Here is a 15656-nt window from a genome sequence, read left to right on the forward strand (position 1 = left end):
TTAAAAAATCTAGAAAGAAAATATGAAAGATAGAATAAAAGAATATTTACAAGACAAGGGAAAGGTGACTGTTAATGATTTGGCTCAGGCTTTGGGAAAAGACAGTTCCAAGGATTTTCGTGAGTTGATTAAAACCTTGTCCTTAATGGAAAGAAAGCACCAAATTCGTTTTGAAGAAGATGGTAGTCTGACATTAGAAATTAAGAAAAAACATGAGATTACCCTCAAGGGGATTTTTCATGCCCATAAAAACGGCTTTGGCTTTGTTAGTCTGGAAGGCGAGGAGGACGACCTTTTTGTAGGGAAAAATGATGTCAACTATGCTATTGATGGTGATACCGTCGAGGTAGTGATTAAGAAAGTCGCTGACCGCAATAAGGGAACAGCAGCAGAAGCCAAAATTATTGATATCCTAGAACACAGTTTGACAACAGTTGTCGGGCAAATCGTTCTGGATCAGGAAAAGCCTAAGTATGCTGGCTATATTCGTTCAAAAAATCAGAAAATCAGTCAACCGATTTATGTTAAGAAACCAGCCCTAAAGTTAGAAGGAACAGAAGTTCTCAAGGTCTTTATCGATAAATACCCAAGCAAGAAACATGATTTCTTTGTCGCGAGTGTTCTCGATGTGGTGGGACACTCAACGGATGTCGGAATTGATGTTCTTGAGGTCTTGGAATCAATGGACATTGTATCCGAGTTTCCAGAAGCTGTTGTTAAGGAAGCAGAAAGTGTGCCTGATGCTCCGTCTCAAAAGGATATGGAAGGCCGTCTGGATCTAAGAGATGAAATTACCTTTACCATTGACGGTGCGGATGCCAAGGACTTGGACGATGCAGTGCATATCAAGGCTCTGAAAAATGGCAATCTGGAGCTTGGGGTTCACATCGCAGATGTTTCCTACTATGTGACGGAAGGCTCTGCCCTTGATAAAGAAGCCCTTAACCGTGCGACTTCTGTCTATGTGACGGACCGTGTGGTCCCAATGCTTCCAGAACGCCTATCAAATGGAATTTGCTCACTTAATCCGCAAGTGGACCGCTTGACCCAATCTGCTATTATGGAGATTGATAAACATGGTCGTGTAGTCAACTACACTATCACACAAACGGTTATCAAGACAAGTTTCCGTATGACCTATAGCGATGTCAATGATATCCTAGCTGGCGACAAGGAAAAGAGACAAGAATATCAGAAAATTGTTCCAAGCATTGAACTCATGGCCAAGCTTCATGAAACTTTAGAAAACATGCGAGTGAAACGTGGAGCCCTCAATTTTGATACCAATGAAGCGAAGATTTTAGTGGATAAACAAGGTAAGCCTGTTGATATCGTTCTTCGTCAGCGTGGCATTGCCGAGCGCATGATTGAATCCTTCATGTTGATGGCCAACGAAACAGTTGCCGAGCATTTCAGCAAGCTGGATTTGCCTTTCATCTATCGAATTCACGAGGAGCCAAAGGCTGAAAAGGTTCAGAAGTTTATTGATTATGCTTCGAGTTTTGGTTTGCGCATTTATGGGCCTGCCAGTGAGATTAGTCAGGAGGCACTTCAAGACATCATGCGTACTGTTGAGGGAGAACCTTATGCGGATGTATTGTCCATGATGCTTCTTCGCTCTATGCAGCAGGCTCGCTATTCGGAGCACAATCACGGCCACTATGGATTAGCGGCTGACTATTACACTCACTTTACCAGTCCGATTCGTCGTTATCCAGACCTTCTTGTTCACCGTATGATTCGGGATTACGGCCGTTCTAAGGAAATAGCAGAGCATTTTGAGCAAGTGATCCCAGAGATTGCGACCCAGTCTTCCAACCGTGAGCGTCGTGCTATCGAGGCTGAGCGTGAAGTCGAAGCCATGAAAAAGGCTGAGTATATGGAAGAATACGTGGGCGAAGAGTACGATGCGGTTGTGTCTAGCATCGTTAAATTCGGTCTCTTTGTCGAATTGCCAAATACGGTTGAAGGCTTGATTCACATCACTAATCTACCTGAATTTTATCATTTCAATGAGCGGGATTTGACTCTTCGTGGGGAGAAATCAGGAACAACCTTCCGTGTAGGTCAGCAAATCCGTATCCGAGTTGAAAGAGCCGACAAGATGACGGGTGAAATTGACTTCTCATATATCCCAAGTGAATTTGATGTGATTGAAAAAGGCTTGAAACAGTCTAATCGTAGTGACAGAGGGCGTGGTTCAAGTCGTCGTTCAGATAAGAAGGAAGACAAGAAAAAATCAGGACGCTCAAATGATAAGCGCAAGCATTCACAAAAAGACAAGAAGAAAAAAGGCAAGAAACCTTTTTACAAGGAAGTAGCTAAGAAAGGAGCCAAGCATGGCAAAGGGCGAGGGAAAGGTCGTCGCACAAAATAAAAAAGCACGTCATGACTATACAATCGTAGATACGCTAGAGGCAGGAATGGTCCTGACTGGAACTGAAATCAAGAGTGTACGAGCAGCTCGAATTAATCTCAAGGATGGCTTTGCCCAAGTAAAAAATGGAGAAGTTTGGTTGAGCAATGTTCATATCGCTCCTTACGAAGAGGGCAATATCTGGAACCAAGAACCAGAACGTCGTCGAAAACTCCTGCTCCATAAAAAGCAAATCCAAAAGTTGGAACAAGAGACTAAAGGAACAGGAATGACCCTGGTTCCCCTTAAAGTCTATATCAAAGATGGTTACGCTAAACTACTTTTAGGTTTAGCTAAAGGGAAGCATGACTATGATAAACGGGAGTCTATCAAACGACGTGAGCAAAACCGCGACATCGCGCGTGTTATGAAAGCTGTTAATCAGCGATAAAAAGAGGAAATGAAAATGGAAAAACTAGTTGCCTATAAACGTATGCCTTTGTGGACTAAAGAAACCATGCCAGAGGCTGTTCAGCAGAAACACAATACCAAGGTTGGGACTTGGGGCAAGATTACTGTTTTAAAAGGAACTCTCAAGTTTATTGAATTGACAGAGGATGGTGAGGTTCTAGCTGAACATCTCTTTGAAGCGGGAGCAGACAATCCAATGGCGCAACCTCAAGCCTGGCACCGAGTGGAAGCTGCCACAGATGATGTAGAATGGTACTTGGAATTTTATTGTAAACCTGAGGATTATTTCCCTAAGAAATACAATACCAATCCTGTTCATTCAGAGGTCCTAGAGGCTATGCAGACAGTAAAACCAGGGAAAGCCTTGGATTTGGGCTGTGGTCAAGGCCGTAACTCTCTCTTTCTAGCCCAGCAAGGTTTTGATGTGACAGCTGTCGATCAAAATGAACTGTCCCTTGAAATCTTGCAAAGCATTGTTGAGCAGGAAGATTTGGATATGCCTGTTGGTCTTTACGATATCAATTCAGCCAGCATTGGGAAAGAGTATGATTTCATCGTATCGACAGTTGTTTTGATGTTTTTGCAAGCAGACCGCATTCCTGCAATTATCAAAAATATGCAGGAGAAAACTAGTATTGGTGGCTATAATCTTATCGTTTGTGCCATGGATACGGAGGATTATCCTTGCTCAGTGAACTTCCCATTTACCTTTAAAGAAGGAGAATTGGCAGACTATTACAAGGACTGGGAATTGGTCAAGTACAATGAAAATCCAGGCCATTTGCACCGTCGTGATGAGAATGGCAATCGTATACAACTACGCTTTGCGACCATGCTAGCTAAAAAAATCAAATAAACATGAATGAAGGTTGGGGAATTTTCCTGATCTTTTTTCTTTTTTACGAATAATATAGAAAAGGAGGGAAATCATGTTTGTTGCGAGAGATGCTAGGGGAGAGTTGGTAAATGTGTTAGAGGATAAGCTTGAGAAGAAAGCATACACCTGCCCAGCTTGTGGAGGTCAGCTCCGTTTGCGTCAAGGATCAAGTGTACGGACCCATTTTGCCCATAAATCCTTAAAAGACTGTGATTATTCCTCTGAAAATGAAAGTCCAGAACATCTGGCAAATAAGGAAGTCCTTTATCACTGGTTGAAAAAAGAGGCCGAGGTGCAATTAGAATACCTGCTTCCAGAGCTTAAACAGATTGCGGATGTGTTTGTAAATGGCAACCTAGCTTTAGAGGTTCAGTGTAGTCCCTTGCCTCAAAAAGTTCTTAAAGAGCGCAGTGAGGGCTATCGTAGTCAGGGTTACCAAGTACTGTGGTTGCTGGGAGAAAAACTGTGGCTCAAGGAGCGTTTGACCCGTCTGCAACAAGGTTTTCTTTATTTCAGTCACAACATGGGCTTTTATGTTTGGGAAGTAGACAGTGAAAAACAAGTTTTAAGACTCAAATACCTGATCCACCAAGATCTCCGAGGTAAACTCCATTATCAGATTAAGGAATTTCCCTATGGCCAAGATAGTCTACTGGAGATATTACGTCTTCCCTATAAGAAACAAAAAATATCTCATTTTACAGTTTCTCAGGATAAGGACATCTGTCGTTATATCCGGCAACAACTGTACTATCAAAATCCCATTTGGATGAAAGAACAAGCAGAAGCCTATCAAAAGGGAGAAAATGTCCTGACTTATGGGCTGAAAGAATGGTATCCACAAATTCGACCACTAGTAGGTGATTTTTGCCAAATTGAGCAAGATTTGACTAGCTATTATCAGTATTTTCAAACCTATTATCAAGAAAATCCTCAAAATGATTGGCAAAAGCTCTATCCACCAGCCTTTTATCAGCAATATTTCTTGAAAAATATGGTAGAATAGAAAGGATGGAGGAATCTAATGGTATTACAAAGACATGAAATAAATGAAAAAGATACATGGGATCTATCAACGATCTACCCAACTGACCAGGCTTGGGAAGAAGCCTTAAAAGATTTAACAGAAAAATTGGAGACAGTAGCCCAGTATGAAGGTCATCTCTTGGATAGTGCGAATAGTCTACTAGAAATTACTGAATTTTCTCTTAAGATGGAACGCCAAATGGAGAAGCTTTACGTTTATGCTCATATGAAGAATGACCAAGACACACGTGAAGCCAAGTACCAAGAGTACTATGCCAAGGCCATGACTCTCTATAGTCAGCTAGACCAAGCCTTTTCATTCTATGAGCCTGAATTTATGGAGATTAGCGAAAAGCAGTATGCTGACTTTTTAGAAGCTCAACCAAAATTGCAGCTTTATCAACACTATTTTGACAAGCTTTTGCAAGGTAAGGATCACGTTCTTTCACAACGCGAAGAAGAATTATTGGCTGGCGCTGGAGAAATCTTTGGTTCGGCAAGTGAAACCTTCGCTATCTTGGACAATGCGGATATTGTGTTTCCTTATGTCCTCGACGATGATGGTAAGGAAGTGCAGCTCTCTCATGGGACTTACACACGTTTGATGGAGTCTAAAAACCGTGAGGTTCGTCGTGGTGCCTATCAAGCCCTCTATGCGACTTATGAGCAATTCCAACACACCTATGCCAAAACCTTGCAAACCAATGTTAAGGTTCAAAACTATCGTGCCAAAGTTCGCAACTACAAGAGTGCTCGTCATGCAGCTCTCGCAGTAAATTTTGTTCCAGAGAGTGTTTATGACAATTTGGTAGCAGCAGTTCGCAAGCATTTGCCACTCTTGCATCGATACCTTGAGCTTCGTTCAAAGATTTTGGGGATTTCAGACCTCAAGATGTACGATGTCTACACACCGCTTTCATCTGTTGAATATAGTTTTACCTACCAAGAAGCCTTGAAAAAGGCAGAAGATGCCTTGGCAGTCTTGGGTGAGGATTACTTGAGCCGTGTTAAACGTGCCTTCAGTGAGCGTTGGATTGATGTTTACGAAAATCAAGGCAAGCGTTCAGGGGCCTACTCTGGCGGTTCTTACGATACCAATGCCTTTATGCTTCTCAACTGGCAGGACAATCTGGACAATCTCTTTACTCTTGTTCATGAAACAGGTCACAGTATGCATTCCAGCTATACTCGCGAAACTCAGCCTTATGTTTACGGTGATTATTCTATCTTCTTGGCTGAGATTGCCTCAACGACCAATGAAAATATTTTGACGGAGAAATTATTGGAAGAAGTGGAAGATGATGCAACGCGCTTTGCTATTCTCAATAACTTCCTAGACGGTTTCCGTGGAACAGTTTTCCGCCAAACTCAATTTGCTGAGTTTGAACACGCCATTCACCAAGCGGACCAAAATGGTGAAGTCTTGACAAGCGATTTTCTAAATAAACTCTACGCAGACTTGAACCAAGAGTATTATGGTTTGAGTAAGGAAGACAATCCTGAAATCCAATACGAGTGGGCTCGCATTCCACACTTCTACTATAACTACTATGTATATCAATATTCAACAGGCTTTGCAGCAGCCTCAGCCTTGGCTGAAAAGATTGTCCATGGTAGTCAAGAAGACCGTGACCGTTATATTGACTACCTCAAGGCAGGTAAATCTGACTATCCACTTAATGTCATGAGAAAAGCTGGTGTTGATATGGAGAAGGAAGACTATCTCAACGATGCCTTTGCAGTCTTCGAACGTCGTTTGAATGAGTTTGAAGCCCTTGTTGAAAAATTGGGATTGACATAAGATGGTTGAATCATATAGTAAAAATGCCAACCATAACATGCGTCGCCCTGTCGTCAAGGAAGAAATTGTAGACTTGATGCGTCAGCGCCAAAAGCAAGTCACAGGATCTTTGAAAGAATTGGAAGACTTTGCCCGCAAGGAAAATATTCCCATTATTCCCCATGAAACGGTAGCTTATTTCCGTTTTCTCATGGAAACCATGCAACCTAAAAACATTCTGGAAATTGGGACGGCCATCGGTTTTTCAGCCCTCTTGATGGCGGAACATGCGCCAAATGCCAAGATTACAACTATTGATCGCAATCCAGAAATGATTGGTTTTGCCAAGGAAAATTTTGCCCAGTTTGATAGTCGTAAGCAAATCACTCTCCTAGAAGGAGATGCGGTAGATGTCTTATCAACCTTGACAGAGTCTTATGATTTTGTCTTTATGGATTCTGCCAAGTCTAAATACATCGTCTTTCTACCAGAAATCCTCAAACATTTGGAAGTTGGAGGTGTGGTTGTCTTGGATGATATTTTCCAAGGTGGTGATGTTGCCAAGGACATTATGGAAGTCCGTCGAGGTCAGCGAACCATCTATCGAGGCCTTCAAAGACTATTTGATGCAACCTTAGACAATCCAGGACTCACTGCAACATTAGTCCCTCTGGGGGACGGCATTCTCATGCTTCGTAAAAATGTAGCAGATGTTCAATTGCCTGACAGCGAATGATTTTCAGAAAAATTTAAGAAAATATAGTACAATAGATAGAGTAACACTTATCTCAAAGGAGTAGACATGAATAAAAAACTATTGGCAGGTGCCATTACACTATTATCAGTAGCAACTTTAGCAGCTTGTTCGAAAGGTTCAGAAGGGGCAGACCTTATCAGCATGAAAGGGGATGTCATCACAGAACATCAATTTTATGAGCAAGTGAAAAGCAACCCTTCAGCCCAACAAGTCTTGTTAAATATGACCATCCAAAAAGTTTTTGAAAAACAATATGGCTCAGAGCTTGATGATAAAGAGGTTGATGATACTATTGCCGAAGAAGAAAAACAATATGGCGAAAACTACCAACGTGTCTTGTCACAAGCAGGTATGACTCTTGAAACACGTAAAGCTCAAATTCGTACAAGTAAATTAGTTGAGTTGGCAGTTAAGAAGGCAGCAGAAGCTGAATTGACAGATGATGCTTATAAGAAGGCCTTTGACGAATACACTCCAGATGTAACGGTTCAAATCATCCGTCTTGATAATGAAGATAAGGCTAAAGAAGTTCTCGAAAAAGCCAAGGCAGAAGGTGCTGATTTTGCTCAATTAGCCAAAGATAACTCAACTGATGAGAAAACTAAAGCAAATGGTGGAGAAATTACCTTTGATTCTGCTTCAACGGAAGTACCTGAGCAAGTCAAGAAAGCCGCTTTCGCTTTAGATGTAAATGGCATTTCTGATGTGATTACAGCAACTGGCACACAAGCGTACAGTAGCCAATATTACATTGTAAAACTCATTAAGAAAACAGAAAAATCATCTAATATTGATGACTACAAAGAAAAATTAAAAACTGTTATCTTGACTCAAAAACAAAATGATTCAACATTTGTTCAAAGCATTATCGGAAAAGAATTGCAAGCAGCCAATATCAAGGTTAAGGACCAAGCCTTCCAAAATATCTTTACCCAATATATCGGTGGCGGAGATTCAAGCTCAAGCAGTAGTGCATCAAAAGAATAGTCCAAATCAATAAGTCAGGAAAAAACTCGACTTCAGGAAAAAATGAAGTAAATCTTCCCACAATAAAACGCATAGTACAAGGTTTTCAATACCTGATATTATGCGTTTTTTGATTTTAAAGACTTTTTGACCAGCCTCATTTTTTTAACTTAATACTCAGTGAAAAGCAAAGCTTAAACTAGGAAGCTAGCTGTAGGCTGCTCAAAGAACAGCTTTGAGGTTGCAGATAAAACTTATGAGGTCACTAACATATATAATGTGAAGCTGACATGGTTTGAATAGATTTTAGAAGAGTATGAGTCTGGAAGTTTTAATGGATAATGCAAGATTCCATAGAATGGGTAAGCTAGAGTTCTTATGTGAAGAGTTTGGGCATAAACTTTTACCTCTTCCTCCCTACTCATCTTATACTCAATGAAAATCAAAGAGCAAACTAGGAAACTAGCCGCAAGTTGCTCAAAGCACTGCTTTNNGACGAAGTCAGTAACATATATACGGCAAGGCGACGTTGACGCGGTTTGAAGAGATTTTCGAAGAGTATTAGTATAGAAAAGTGAATCTGAAATAGTACATCACTGCTTCTAAAACATTCTTATAAATTGATTTAAATTCTCAAATCACATTATTCAGTTCTTATTTCATTTTGCTTTACAATCCTGTTGAGAAGACACGTGTTCATATCAAAAAGGTATTGGCAAGTTGCAATACCTTTTTACGAGGCTCTTTTGTCTTATTTTTGTTTCAACTGACTATATCTCCTATTGTTCTAGTTCAGAAGGCTAGGCTATAATTATGATTGATAAGAAGTATCATTCCAAGTATCGAGAGTGAATGTTTCAAAATCATGGGTTTCTAGAATGGTCAGGCTGGCATTTGCTAGACCGCCATATTTACGAAGAAGTGGTTCTTTATAACCTAGAAGAGTACGAAGACTGGCAGTAAGATTGGCACCGTGACCGACAATTAGAATACGCTCAGCTGGACTATCTTTTAATGATTTGATAAATTGGATGGTCCGTTGCGTGGTGCTATAGAGGGATTCGGCTCCAAACATTTGAGTGTCAAATTGAGCAAGATTAGATCGGAAAGCTTTGATTTGTTGCGGGTAAATAGCTTCCAAGGTTGCAATTTTCAAACCTTCCAACTTCCCAAGTTGCCATTCACGAATATTAGGGACACTTTCTAAAGAACAGGGCGTCTTGAGTTGACTTTGGATAATCTCAGCAGATTTGACCGCTCGAGGTAAATCACTTGAATAAATCTGATTAAAAGGAACATCCTTGAGATACTGGCCTAGTCGTTTTAGGGTTTCAATGGATTCAGGAAGAAGGGGAGAATCTCCACTAGCACCTTGAAAACGACCTTCTTGGTTCCAGACAGTACGACCGTGGCGGACAAAGTAGAGTTTCATTACTTGCTGTCCTCCAAAATATCTACAAAGTCTGCCTTTACAAAGCTAGCCAAGTCTTGTGGAGCAACGATAATGCTGTGACCAACTTCGCCAGCAGAGACAATCATTTGATCCAAGTCTAGAGCAATTTTATCGATAAAAATGGGATAATTGTGTTTCTGACGAATTCCGACAGGATTATTTGCTCCATGAATGTAACCAGTTGTTTTTTCCAAGTCCTTTTGTGGAATCATGCTCACTTTTTTGTTGCCAGAAATTTTGGCTAGTTTCTTTTCCGACAAGTGTTGGGTGATAGGGACAATTCCAATAATTGGTCCTGTTTTATCTCCCAAAAGAGCCAAGGTTTTGAAAATCCAATCTCGTTCATAACCTTGAGGCAGCTCTCCTTCTAGGGCATTGATTTGAATGCCCTGATGTGGGATACCTGCTTTAGACAGGATTTGTTCCACCAATGTTTTTTTGATTTTCACTTTTTTTGCCATTATTTATATTTATCCTCCAATTGGCTCATCCAAATACCAAGCCAGATTCCTAGAGCAAAGAAGAAGGCGATGATGACATACCCAACAAGAGAAAGATCTGTGTATTGGATACTTTCAGCGTTTCCTGCATTTGGAATCAAGATCAAAAGGGTGCTTGATAGGACGATTCCGATGATGAAATGATAGACGCGTGAGTGGTAGTTGTTTAAGGCATAATCCATCAATTTTGAAAAAACGATGAGAGTTGCACCTGCACCAATTCCAATCGGGAAGAAGGTTCCCAAGAGGTCAAAGGTTTTAAAACCAGTCAACATGGGAGCATAGAGACCCAAAATCAAAAGTAGATTTGATGGACTGAGGCCAGGAACCAATACGCCAAGAGCCAGCAGTGCACCTGCTAGGACGAAATTAAGAAAGCTAGCACTTAAGGTTCCAACGACAAAATTTAAGGCATAGAGTCCTAGTCCAGAAATGATAAAGGTTGTCCAGAACCAAGCTAAATCAATCTTGTCTCGATCAGATTCTCGAGTTGATTCCTTGAGGAGGCTAGGAACTGTACCAATGATGGCACCCGCAAAGCTCCATAAGACAAAGACCTGATAATTTTCAAGCAGGTATTCAATTGGGTAGGAAAATAAGCCGATTCCCAGAAGCATACCGATGGCAACTGGAATAAAGTACAAAACATTTTCTTTAAAGTCTTTAAAAGGATGGGCCAGAAAGCCAATCATTCGTTCGTAAATGCCTAAGATTGCTGCTAGAACCCCTCCGGAAATTCCCGGTAAGATAAATCCAAGAGCAATCACAATCCCTTTAATAATGCGCACTAACCATGAGAGCATATACTTCCTCCAACTATTTCTATTTCAAAAAATCCTTACTATATTGTATCACAATCAAACACAAAAAGAAAAAGCAAATGCTAAACAAATGCTTTTAAGGTTTTAAAAAGAGTTTTCGAAAGGTTTCTTCTTTGTTTTTTAAGGGAGAGATGACGTTGATATCCAAATTGTGGTCAAAGCCGGCAATTTTCCCTTTAGATGTGTATTGGTGAATATCATAATCTAAATCAGTTTTAGGACTGCTTTCCAAAAATCCTGAGTCTGAGCCGTAGGACGGAATCCAAACAGAGGTAAACTTGCCTGTATCAATACTGTGTTCTTCCATGAAGTAGACCCCAACGTAGATTCCGATGTTTTTAGCACCTAGTGATGCCAGTTTTGCTCGAAAGGCTTCAACACCCTCGTTCATATTGGACATGGTTTTGTCTTCTACGTCTAGCCAATAGTAACTAGGGCTGTAAGGAGAGGCAGCATTGTAGAAAACCTCAGCGGCTTTTTCCATTTCTTGGACACTTTTTCCAGCTACATAAGCGTAGACCCCAACTGGGACATTCCGTTTTTGAAGTTCAGTGATATGACTCTTATAGGCCTTGTCTATTCCATTGATAAAGGAAGCATCATTTTCTTTTGTCGTTTGAGCACCACTATGAACACGAACAATAGCGCCTGAAATATTTTGTGAGAGGGCATCGTAGTTGATTTCCTCAGGACGCTGCCAGCCAGAGAGGTCAATAATCGGTTTGTCTAAGTGTTTCAAAGCCTGTGCTTCAATCTGCGCTATGTTGGATTTTGTTTTAAAGGATTGGTTGTCATTAAGTGGGCGATTGATGATTAAAATGAAAATTATGATCCCAAAAAAACCAAATAAAATAAGTGGATGAATTTGTTTTCTCATATCTCATAATTTTACCCTAAAAATGAAAAAAATCAAAAAAAATGGGTTAAGGAAAGGACTTTGGAGCATTTTTTCATTCAAGAGCGCGGAATGATTTGAAATATGGTATAATAAAAGGGAATTTCTAGAGAAAAGAGAAGATTATGTCAAATTTTGCCATTATTTTAGCAGCGGGTAAAGGGACTCGCATGAAATCTGATTTGCCAAAAGTTTTGCACAAGGTTGCGGGTATTTCTATGTTGGAACATGTTTTCCGTAGTGTGGGAGCTATCCAACCTGAAAAGACAGTAACAGTTGTAGGACATAAGGCAGAATTGGTTGAACAGGTCTTGGATGGACAGACAGAATTTGTGACTCAATCTGAACAGTTAGGGACTGGCCATGCAGTTATGATGACAGAGCCTATCTTAGAAGGTTTGTCAGGGCACACCTTGGTCATCGCAGGAGATACTCCGTTAATCACTGGTGAAAGCTTGAAAAACTTGATTGATTTCCACATCAATCATAAAAATGTGGCGACTATCTTGACTGCTGAAACGGATAATCCTTTTGGCTATGGACGAATTGTTCGTAATGACAATGCTGAGGTTCTTCGCATCGTTGAGCAGAAGGATGCCACAGATTTTGAAAAACAAATCAAGGAAATCAACACTGGAACATATGTCTTTGACAACGAGCGTTTGTTTGAGGCTTTGAAAAATATCAATACCAACAATGCTCAAGGTGAATATTATATTACAGACGTCATCGGTATTTTCCGTGAAGCTGGTGAAAAAGTTGGTGCTTATACTTTGAAAGATTTTGATGAGAGTCTTGGGGTAAATGACCGTGTGGCTCTTGCGACAGCTGAGTCAGTTATGCGTCGTCGCATCAATCATCAACACATGGTCAATGGGGTTAGCTTTGTCAATCCAGAAGTAACTTATATTGATATTGATGTTGAGATTGCTTCTGAAGTTCAAATCGAAGCCAATGTTACCTTGAAAGGGCAAACGAAAATTGGTGCTGAGACTGTTTTGACAAACGGTACTTATGTAGTGGACAGCACTATAGGAGCAGGAGCGGTCATTACCAATTCTATGATTGAGGAAAGCAATGTTGCAGACGGCGTAACTGTCGGACCTTATGCCCACATTCGTCCAGGTTCAAGTATCGCTAGCCAAGCACATATTGGAAATTTTGTTGAGGTTAAAGGGTCTTCAATCGGCGAGAATACCAAGGCTGGTCATTTGACTTATATCGGAAACTGTGAAGTGGGTAGCAAGGTTAATTTTGGTGCAGGAACCATTACAGTCAACTATGACGGCAAAAACAAATACAAGACAGTCATTGGCAACAATGTCTTTGTTGGTTCAAATTCAACCATTATTGCGCCAGTTGAGTTAGGTGACAATTCCCTCGTTGGTGCTGGTTCAACTATTACCAAAGACGTGCCAGCAGATGCTATTGCTATTGGTCGTGGTCGTCAGGTCAACAAAGATGAATATGCGACTCGCCTCCCTCATCATCCTAATAATCAGTAGGAGTCTGTCATGGAATTTGAAGAAAAAACACTTAGCAGAAAAGAAATCTATCAAGGACCAATATTTAAACTGGTCCAAGATCAGGTTGAATTGCCAGAAGGCAAGGGAACTGCAAAACGTGATTTGATTTTCCACAATGGAGCTGTCTGTGTTTTAGCTGTAACCGATGAGCAAAAACTCATCTTGGTCAAGCAGTACCGCAAGGCCATCGAGGCTGTCTCTTACGAAATTCCAGCCGGAAAATTAGAAGTAGGAGAAAATACAGACCCTGTAGCAGCTGCTCTTCGTGAATTAGAGGAAGAAACAGCCTATACAGGGAAATTAGAACTCTTATATGATTTTTACTCAGCCATTGGCTTTTGTAATGAAAAGTTAAAACTATACCTAGCCAGTGATTTGACAAAAGTGGAAAATCCGCGTCCGCAGGATGAGGATGAAACCTTAGAAGTCCTTGAAGTGAGCTTAGAAGAAGCTAAGGAATTAATCCAATCAGGTCATATTTGTGATGCCAAGACAATTATGGCTGTTCAGTATTGGGAATTGCACAAAAAATAGAGGAGGTCAGTATGGGTAAACCTTTATTAACGGATGAAATGATTGAAAGAGCTAATAGAGGCGAAAAAATTTCAGGTCCTCCTTTGCTAGATGATAATGAGGAGACTAAGATTTTACCAACCTCTTCTTCCCGTTTTGGCTATGCCAATCCTAAGGATCATGGCTTTAGCCAGGAAACCTTGAAGATTCAGGTCGAACCATCTATTCATAAAAGTCGTCGCATTGAAAATACTAAGAGAAATGTCTTCAATTCTAAGTTGAATAAGATTTTATTTGCAGTCATCTTTCTCTTGATTTTGCTTGTCTTAGCAATGAAACTTTTGTAATAGAAAAGGAATTGAAATGAAAATAGGAATTATTGCAGCTATGCCAGAAGAACTAGCTTATTTGGTCCAGCATTTAGACAATGCCCAGGAGCAAGTTGTTTTGGGGAATACTTATCATACAGGAACCATTGCCTCGCATGAAGTCGTTCTTGTAGAAAGTGGAATTGGTAAGGTCATGTCTGCTATGAGTGTGGCGATTTTGGCTGATCATTTTCAAGTGGATGCTCTTATTAATACGGGTTCAGCTGGGGCAGTAGCAGAAGGTATCGCTGTTGGGGATGTCGTGATTGCTGACAAATTAGCCTATCATGATGTGGATGTCACAGCGTTTGGTTATGCTTATGGACAAATGGCGCAACAACCGCTTTATTTTGAATCAGACAAAACCTTTGTTGCCAAAATCCAAGAGAGTTTATCTCAATTGGATCAAAACTGGCATCTTGGTTTGATTGCTACAGGAGATAGTTTTGTCGCAGGAAATGATAAGATAGAAACGATTAAGTCCCATTTCCCAGAAGTTTTGGCTGTTGAGATGGAGGGGGCAGCTATTGCTCAGGCAGCGCATGCCCTTAATCTTCCAGTTTTAGTCATCCGAGCTATGAGTGACAATGCCAACCATGAAGCAAACATCTCTTTTGATGAGTTTATTATCGAAGCTGGACGTCGCTCTGCCCAAGTCTTATTAGCCTTTTTGAAGGCTTTAGATTAAGTGGAAATTTGACAGTTTTTCTAGCTTATGATAAGATTTAAATAAAGAAAAGCTAGAAAACGTTTCAGAGGATATTATGAGTATTGAAATGACCGTCAGTGAGATTGCAGAGGTCTTAGGATTATCTCGCCAAGCAATCAATAACCGTGTCAAAGAATTACCAGAAGAAGACACAGACAAAAATGACAAAGGGGTAACAGTCGTTACCAGAAGTGGCTTGATTAAGCTAGAAGAAATCTATAAAAAAACGATTTTTGAAGATGAGCCTGTCAGTGAAGATGTCAAGCAACGTGAGCTGATGGAGATTCTAGTTGATGAGAAGAATGCAGAAATTCTTCGTCTTTATGAACAATTAAAAGCCAAGGATCGTCAGTTATCAGAAAAAGACGAGCAGATGCGTATCAAAGACCGTCAGATTGCTGAGAAAGACAAACAACTCGATCAGCAGCAACAATTGACCCTTCAAGCCATGAAGGATCAAGAAAATCTTAAGCTAGAGCTGGACCAAGCAAAAGAAGAAGTCCAATCAACTAAGAAAGGCTTTTTTGCTCGTTTATTTGGAGGATAATCAAGGAGCTGTTTAGGTTAAATGCTAACCTGATGGCTTCTTTTATTTCTAAATAGTATAGTTGCTCAATTAATACTCAATGAAAATCAAA

Annotated in this window: 16 protein-coding genes and 1 pseudogene; 13 read left to right on the plus strand and 4 right to left on the minus strand. The window is 40.4% G+C overall.

Features of this window, described 5'->3' with window-relative positions:
* Positions 1 to 22: 22 nt before the first annotated feature.
* The 8 genes and pseudogenes from rnr to HT721_RS04690 form a co-directional block, all read left to right on the plus strand.
* A complete protein-coding gene (rnr, locus tag HT721_RS04655; RefSeq protein WP_173212343.1) occupies positions 23 to 2377 on the plus strand; it encodes a ribonuclease R in 2355 nt (784 codons plus the stop codon).
* Positions 2340 to 2807 carry an SsrA-binding protein SmpB gene (gene smpB / locus HT721_RS04660; RefSeq protein ID WP_001051750.1) on the plus strand — a complete coding sequence of 156 codons (468 nt, stop codon included), beginning with the start codon at positions 2340 to 2342 and terminating at the stop codon, positions 2805 to 2807. The genes rnr and smpB overlap by 38 nt, the downstream gene beginning before the upstream one ends.
* A 15-nt stretch (positions 2808 to 2822) precedes the next feature.
* Positions 2823 to 3683 carry an SAM-dependent methyltransferase TehB gene (tehB, locus tag HT721_RS04665; RefSeq protein WP_173212345.1) on the plus strand — a complete coding sequence of 287 codons (861 nt, stop codon included), beginning with the start codon at positions 2823 to 2825 and terminating at the stop codon, positions 3681 to 3683.
* Between the two features lie 73 nt (positions 3684 to 3756).
* Entirely contained in the window at positions 3757 to 4710 is a 954-nt protein-coding gene (locus HT721_RS04670; RefSeq protein ID WP_173212347.1) for a competence protein CoiA family protein, read from the plus strand.
* Between the two features lie 18 nt (positions 4711 to 4728).
* Complete coding sequence (gene pepF / locus HT721_RS04675; RefSeq protein WP_173212349.1) at positions 4729 to 6531, plus strand: oligoendopeptidase F; 1803 nt, start codon at positions 4729 to 4731, stop codon at positions 6529 to 6531.
* Position 6532: 1 nt separating this feature from the next.
* On the plus strand, positions 6533 to 7246 hold the full coding sequence (locus tag HT721_RS04680) for an O-methyltransferase (RefSeq protein ID WP_004259562.1): 714 nt from the start codon (positions 6533 to 6535) through the stop codon (positions 7244 to 7246).
* A 66-nt stretch (positions 7247 to 7312) separates the two neighbouring features.
* Positions 7313 to 8254: a peptidylprolyl isomerase PrsA gene (gene prsA, locus HT721_RS04685; RefSeq protein WP_138704517.1), complete on the plus strand. Its 942-nt coding sequence runs from the start codon at positions 7313 to 7315 to the stop codon at positions 8252 to 8254.
* Positions 8255 to 8561: 307 nt separating this feature from the next.
* Positions 8562 to 8657 (plus strand): annotated as a pseudogene (locus HT721_RS04690) (IS630 family transposase); the annotation flags it as partial.
* 387 nt (positions 8658 to 9044) lie between these two features.
* On the opposite strand, the gene HT721_RS04695 reads toward HT721_RS04690, so the two are convergent.
* From HT721_RS04695 to HT721_RS04710, 4 genes are all read right to left on the minus strand, one after another.
* Positions 9045 to 9665 (minus strand): histidine phosphatase family protein, encoded by a 621-nt coding sequence (locus HT721_RS04695; protein ID WP_138704516.1) that lies wholly within the window; start codon positions 9663 to 9665, stop codon positions 9045 to 9047.
* Positions 9665 to 10147, minus strand: coding sequence for an aminoacyl-tRNA deacylase (locus tag HT721_RS04700; RefSeq protein ID WP_138704515.1), 483 nt, complete (start codon positions 10145 to 10147; stop codon positions 9665 to 9667). The genes HT721_RS04695 and HT721_RS04700 overlap by 1 nt, the downstream gene beginning before the upstream one ends.
* On the minus strand, positions 10147 to 10989 hold the full coding sequence (locus HT721_RS04705; RefSeq protein WP_138704514.1) for a DUF368 domain-containing protein: 843 nt from the start codon (positions 10987 to 10989) through the stop codon (positions 10147 to 10149). The genes HT721_RS04700 and HT721_RS04705 overlap by 1 nt, the downstream gene beginning before the upstream one ends.
* Before the next feature lie 94 nt (positions 10990 to 11083).
* Positions 11084 to 11884, minus strand: a complete 801-nt coding sequence (locus HT721_RS04710; protein WP_138704513.1) for a glycoside hydrolase family 25 protein — start codon at positions 11882 to 11884, stop codon at positions 11084 to 11086.
* A 143-nt stretch (positions 11885 to 12027) separates the two neighbouring features.
* Between HT721_RS04710 and glmU the strand changes: the two genes are divergently transcribed.
* The 5 genes from glmU (at position 12028) to rocS (ending at position 15565) form a co-directional block, all read left to right on the plus strand.
* Positions 12028 to 13407 (plus strand): bifunctional UDP-N-acetylglucosamine diphosphorylase/glucosamine-1-phosphate N-acetyltransferase GlmU, encoded by a 1380-nt coding sequence (glmU, locus tag HT721_RS04715; RefSeq protein WP_138704512.1) that lies wholly within the window; start codon positions 12028 to 12030, stop codon positions 13405 to 13407.
* A 9-nt stretch (positions 13408 to 13416) separates the two neighbouring features.
* A complete protein-coding gene (locus tag HT721_RS04720) occupies positions 13417 to 13962 on the plus strand; it encodes an NUDIX hydrolase (protein ID WP_138704511.1) in 546 nt (181 codons plus the stop codon).
* 11 nt (positions 13963 to 13973) lie between these two features.
* Positions 13974 to 14288, plus strand: coding sequence for a cell wall synthase accessory phosphoprotein MacP (macP, locus tag HT721_RS04725; protein WP_000517865.1), 315 nt, complete (start codon positions 13974 to 13976; stop codon positions 14286 to 14288).
* A gap of 16 nt (positions 14289 to 14304) precedes the next feature.
* Entirely contained in the window at positions 14305 to 14997 is a 693-nt protein-coding gene (locus HT721_RS04730) for a 5'-methylthioadenosine/adenosylhomocysteine nucleosidase (RefSeq protein ID WP_138704510.1), read from the plus strand.
* A gap of 76 nt (positions 14998 to 15073) precedes the next feature.
* On the plus strand, positions 15074 to 15565 hold the full coding sequence (gene rocS, locus HT721_RS04735) for a chromosome segregation protein RocS (RefSeq protein ID WP_000021242.1): 492 nt from the start codon (positions 15074 to 15076) through the stop codon (positions 15563 to 15565).
* Positions 15566 to 15656 lie beyond the last annotated feature (91 nt).

It is taken from the genome of Streptococcus sp. 4094, assembly GCF_013277125.1.
Lineage (GTDB): Bacteria > Bacillota > Bacilli > Lactobacillales > Streptococcaceae > Streptococcus.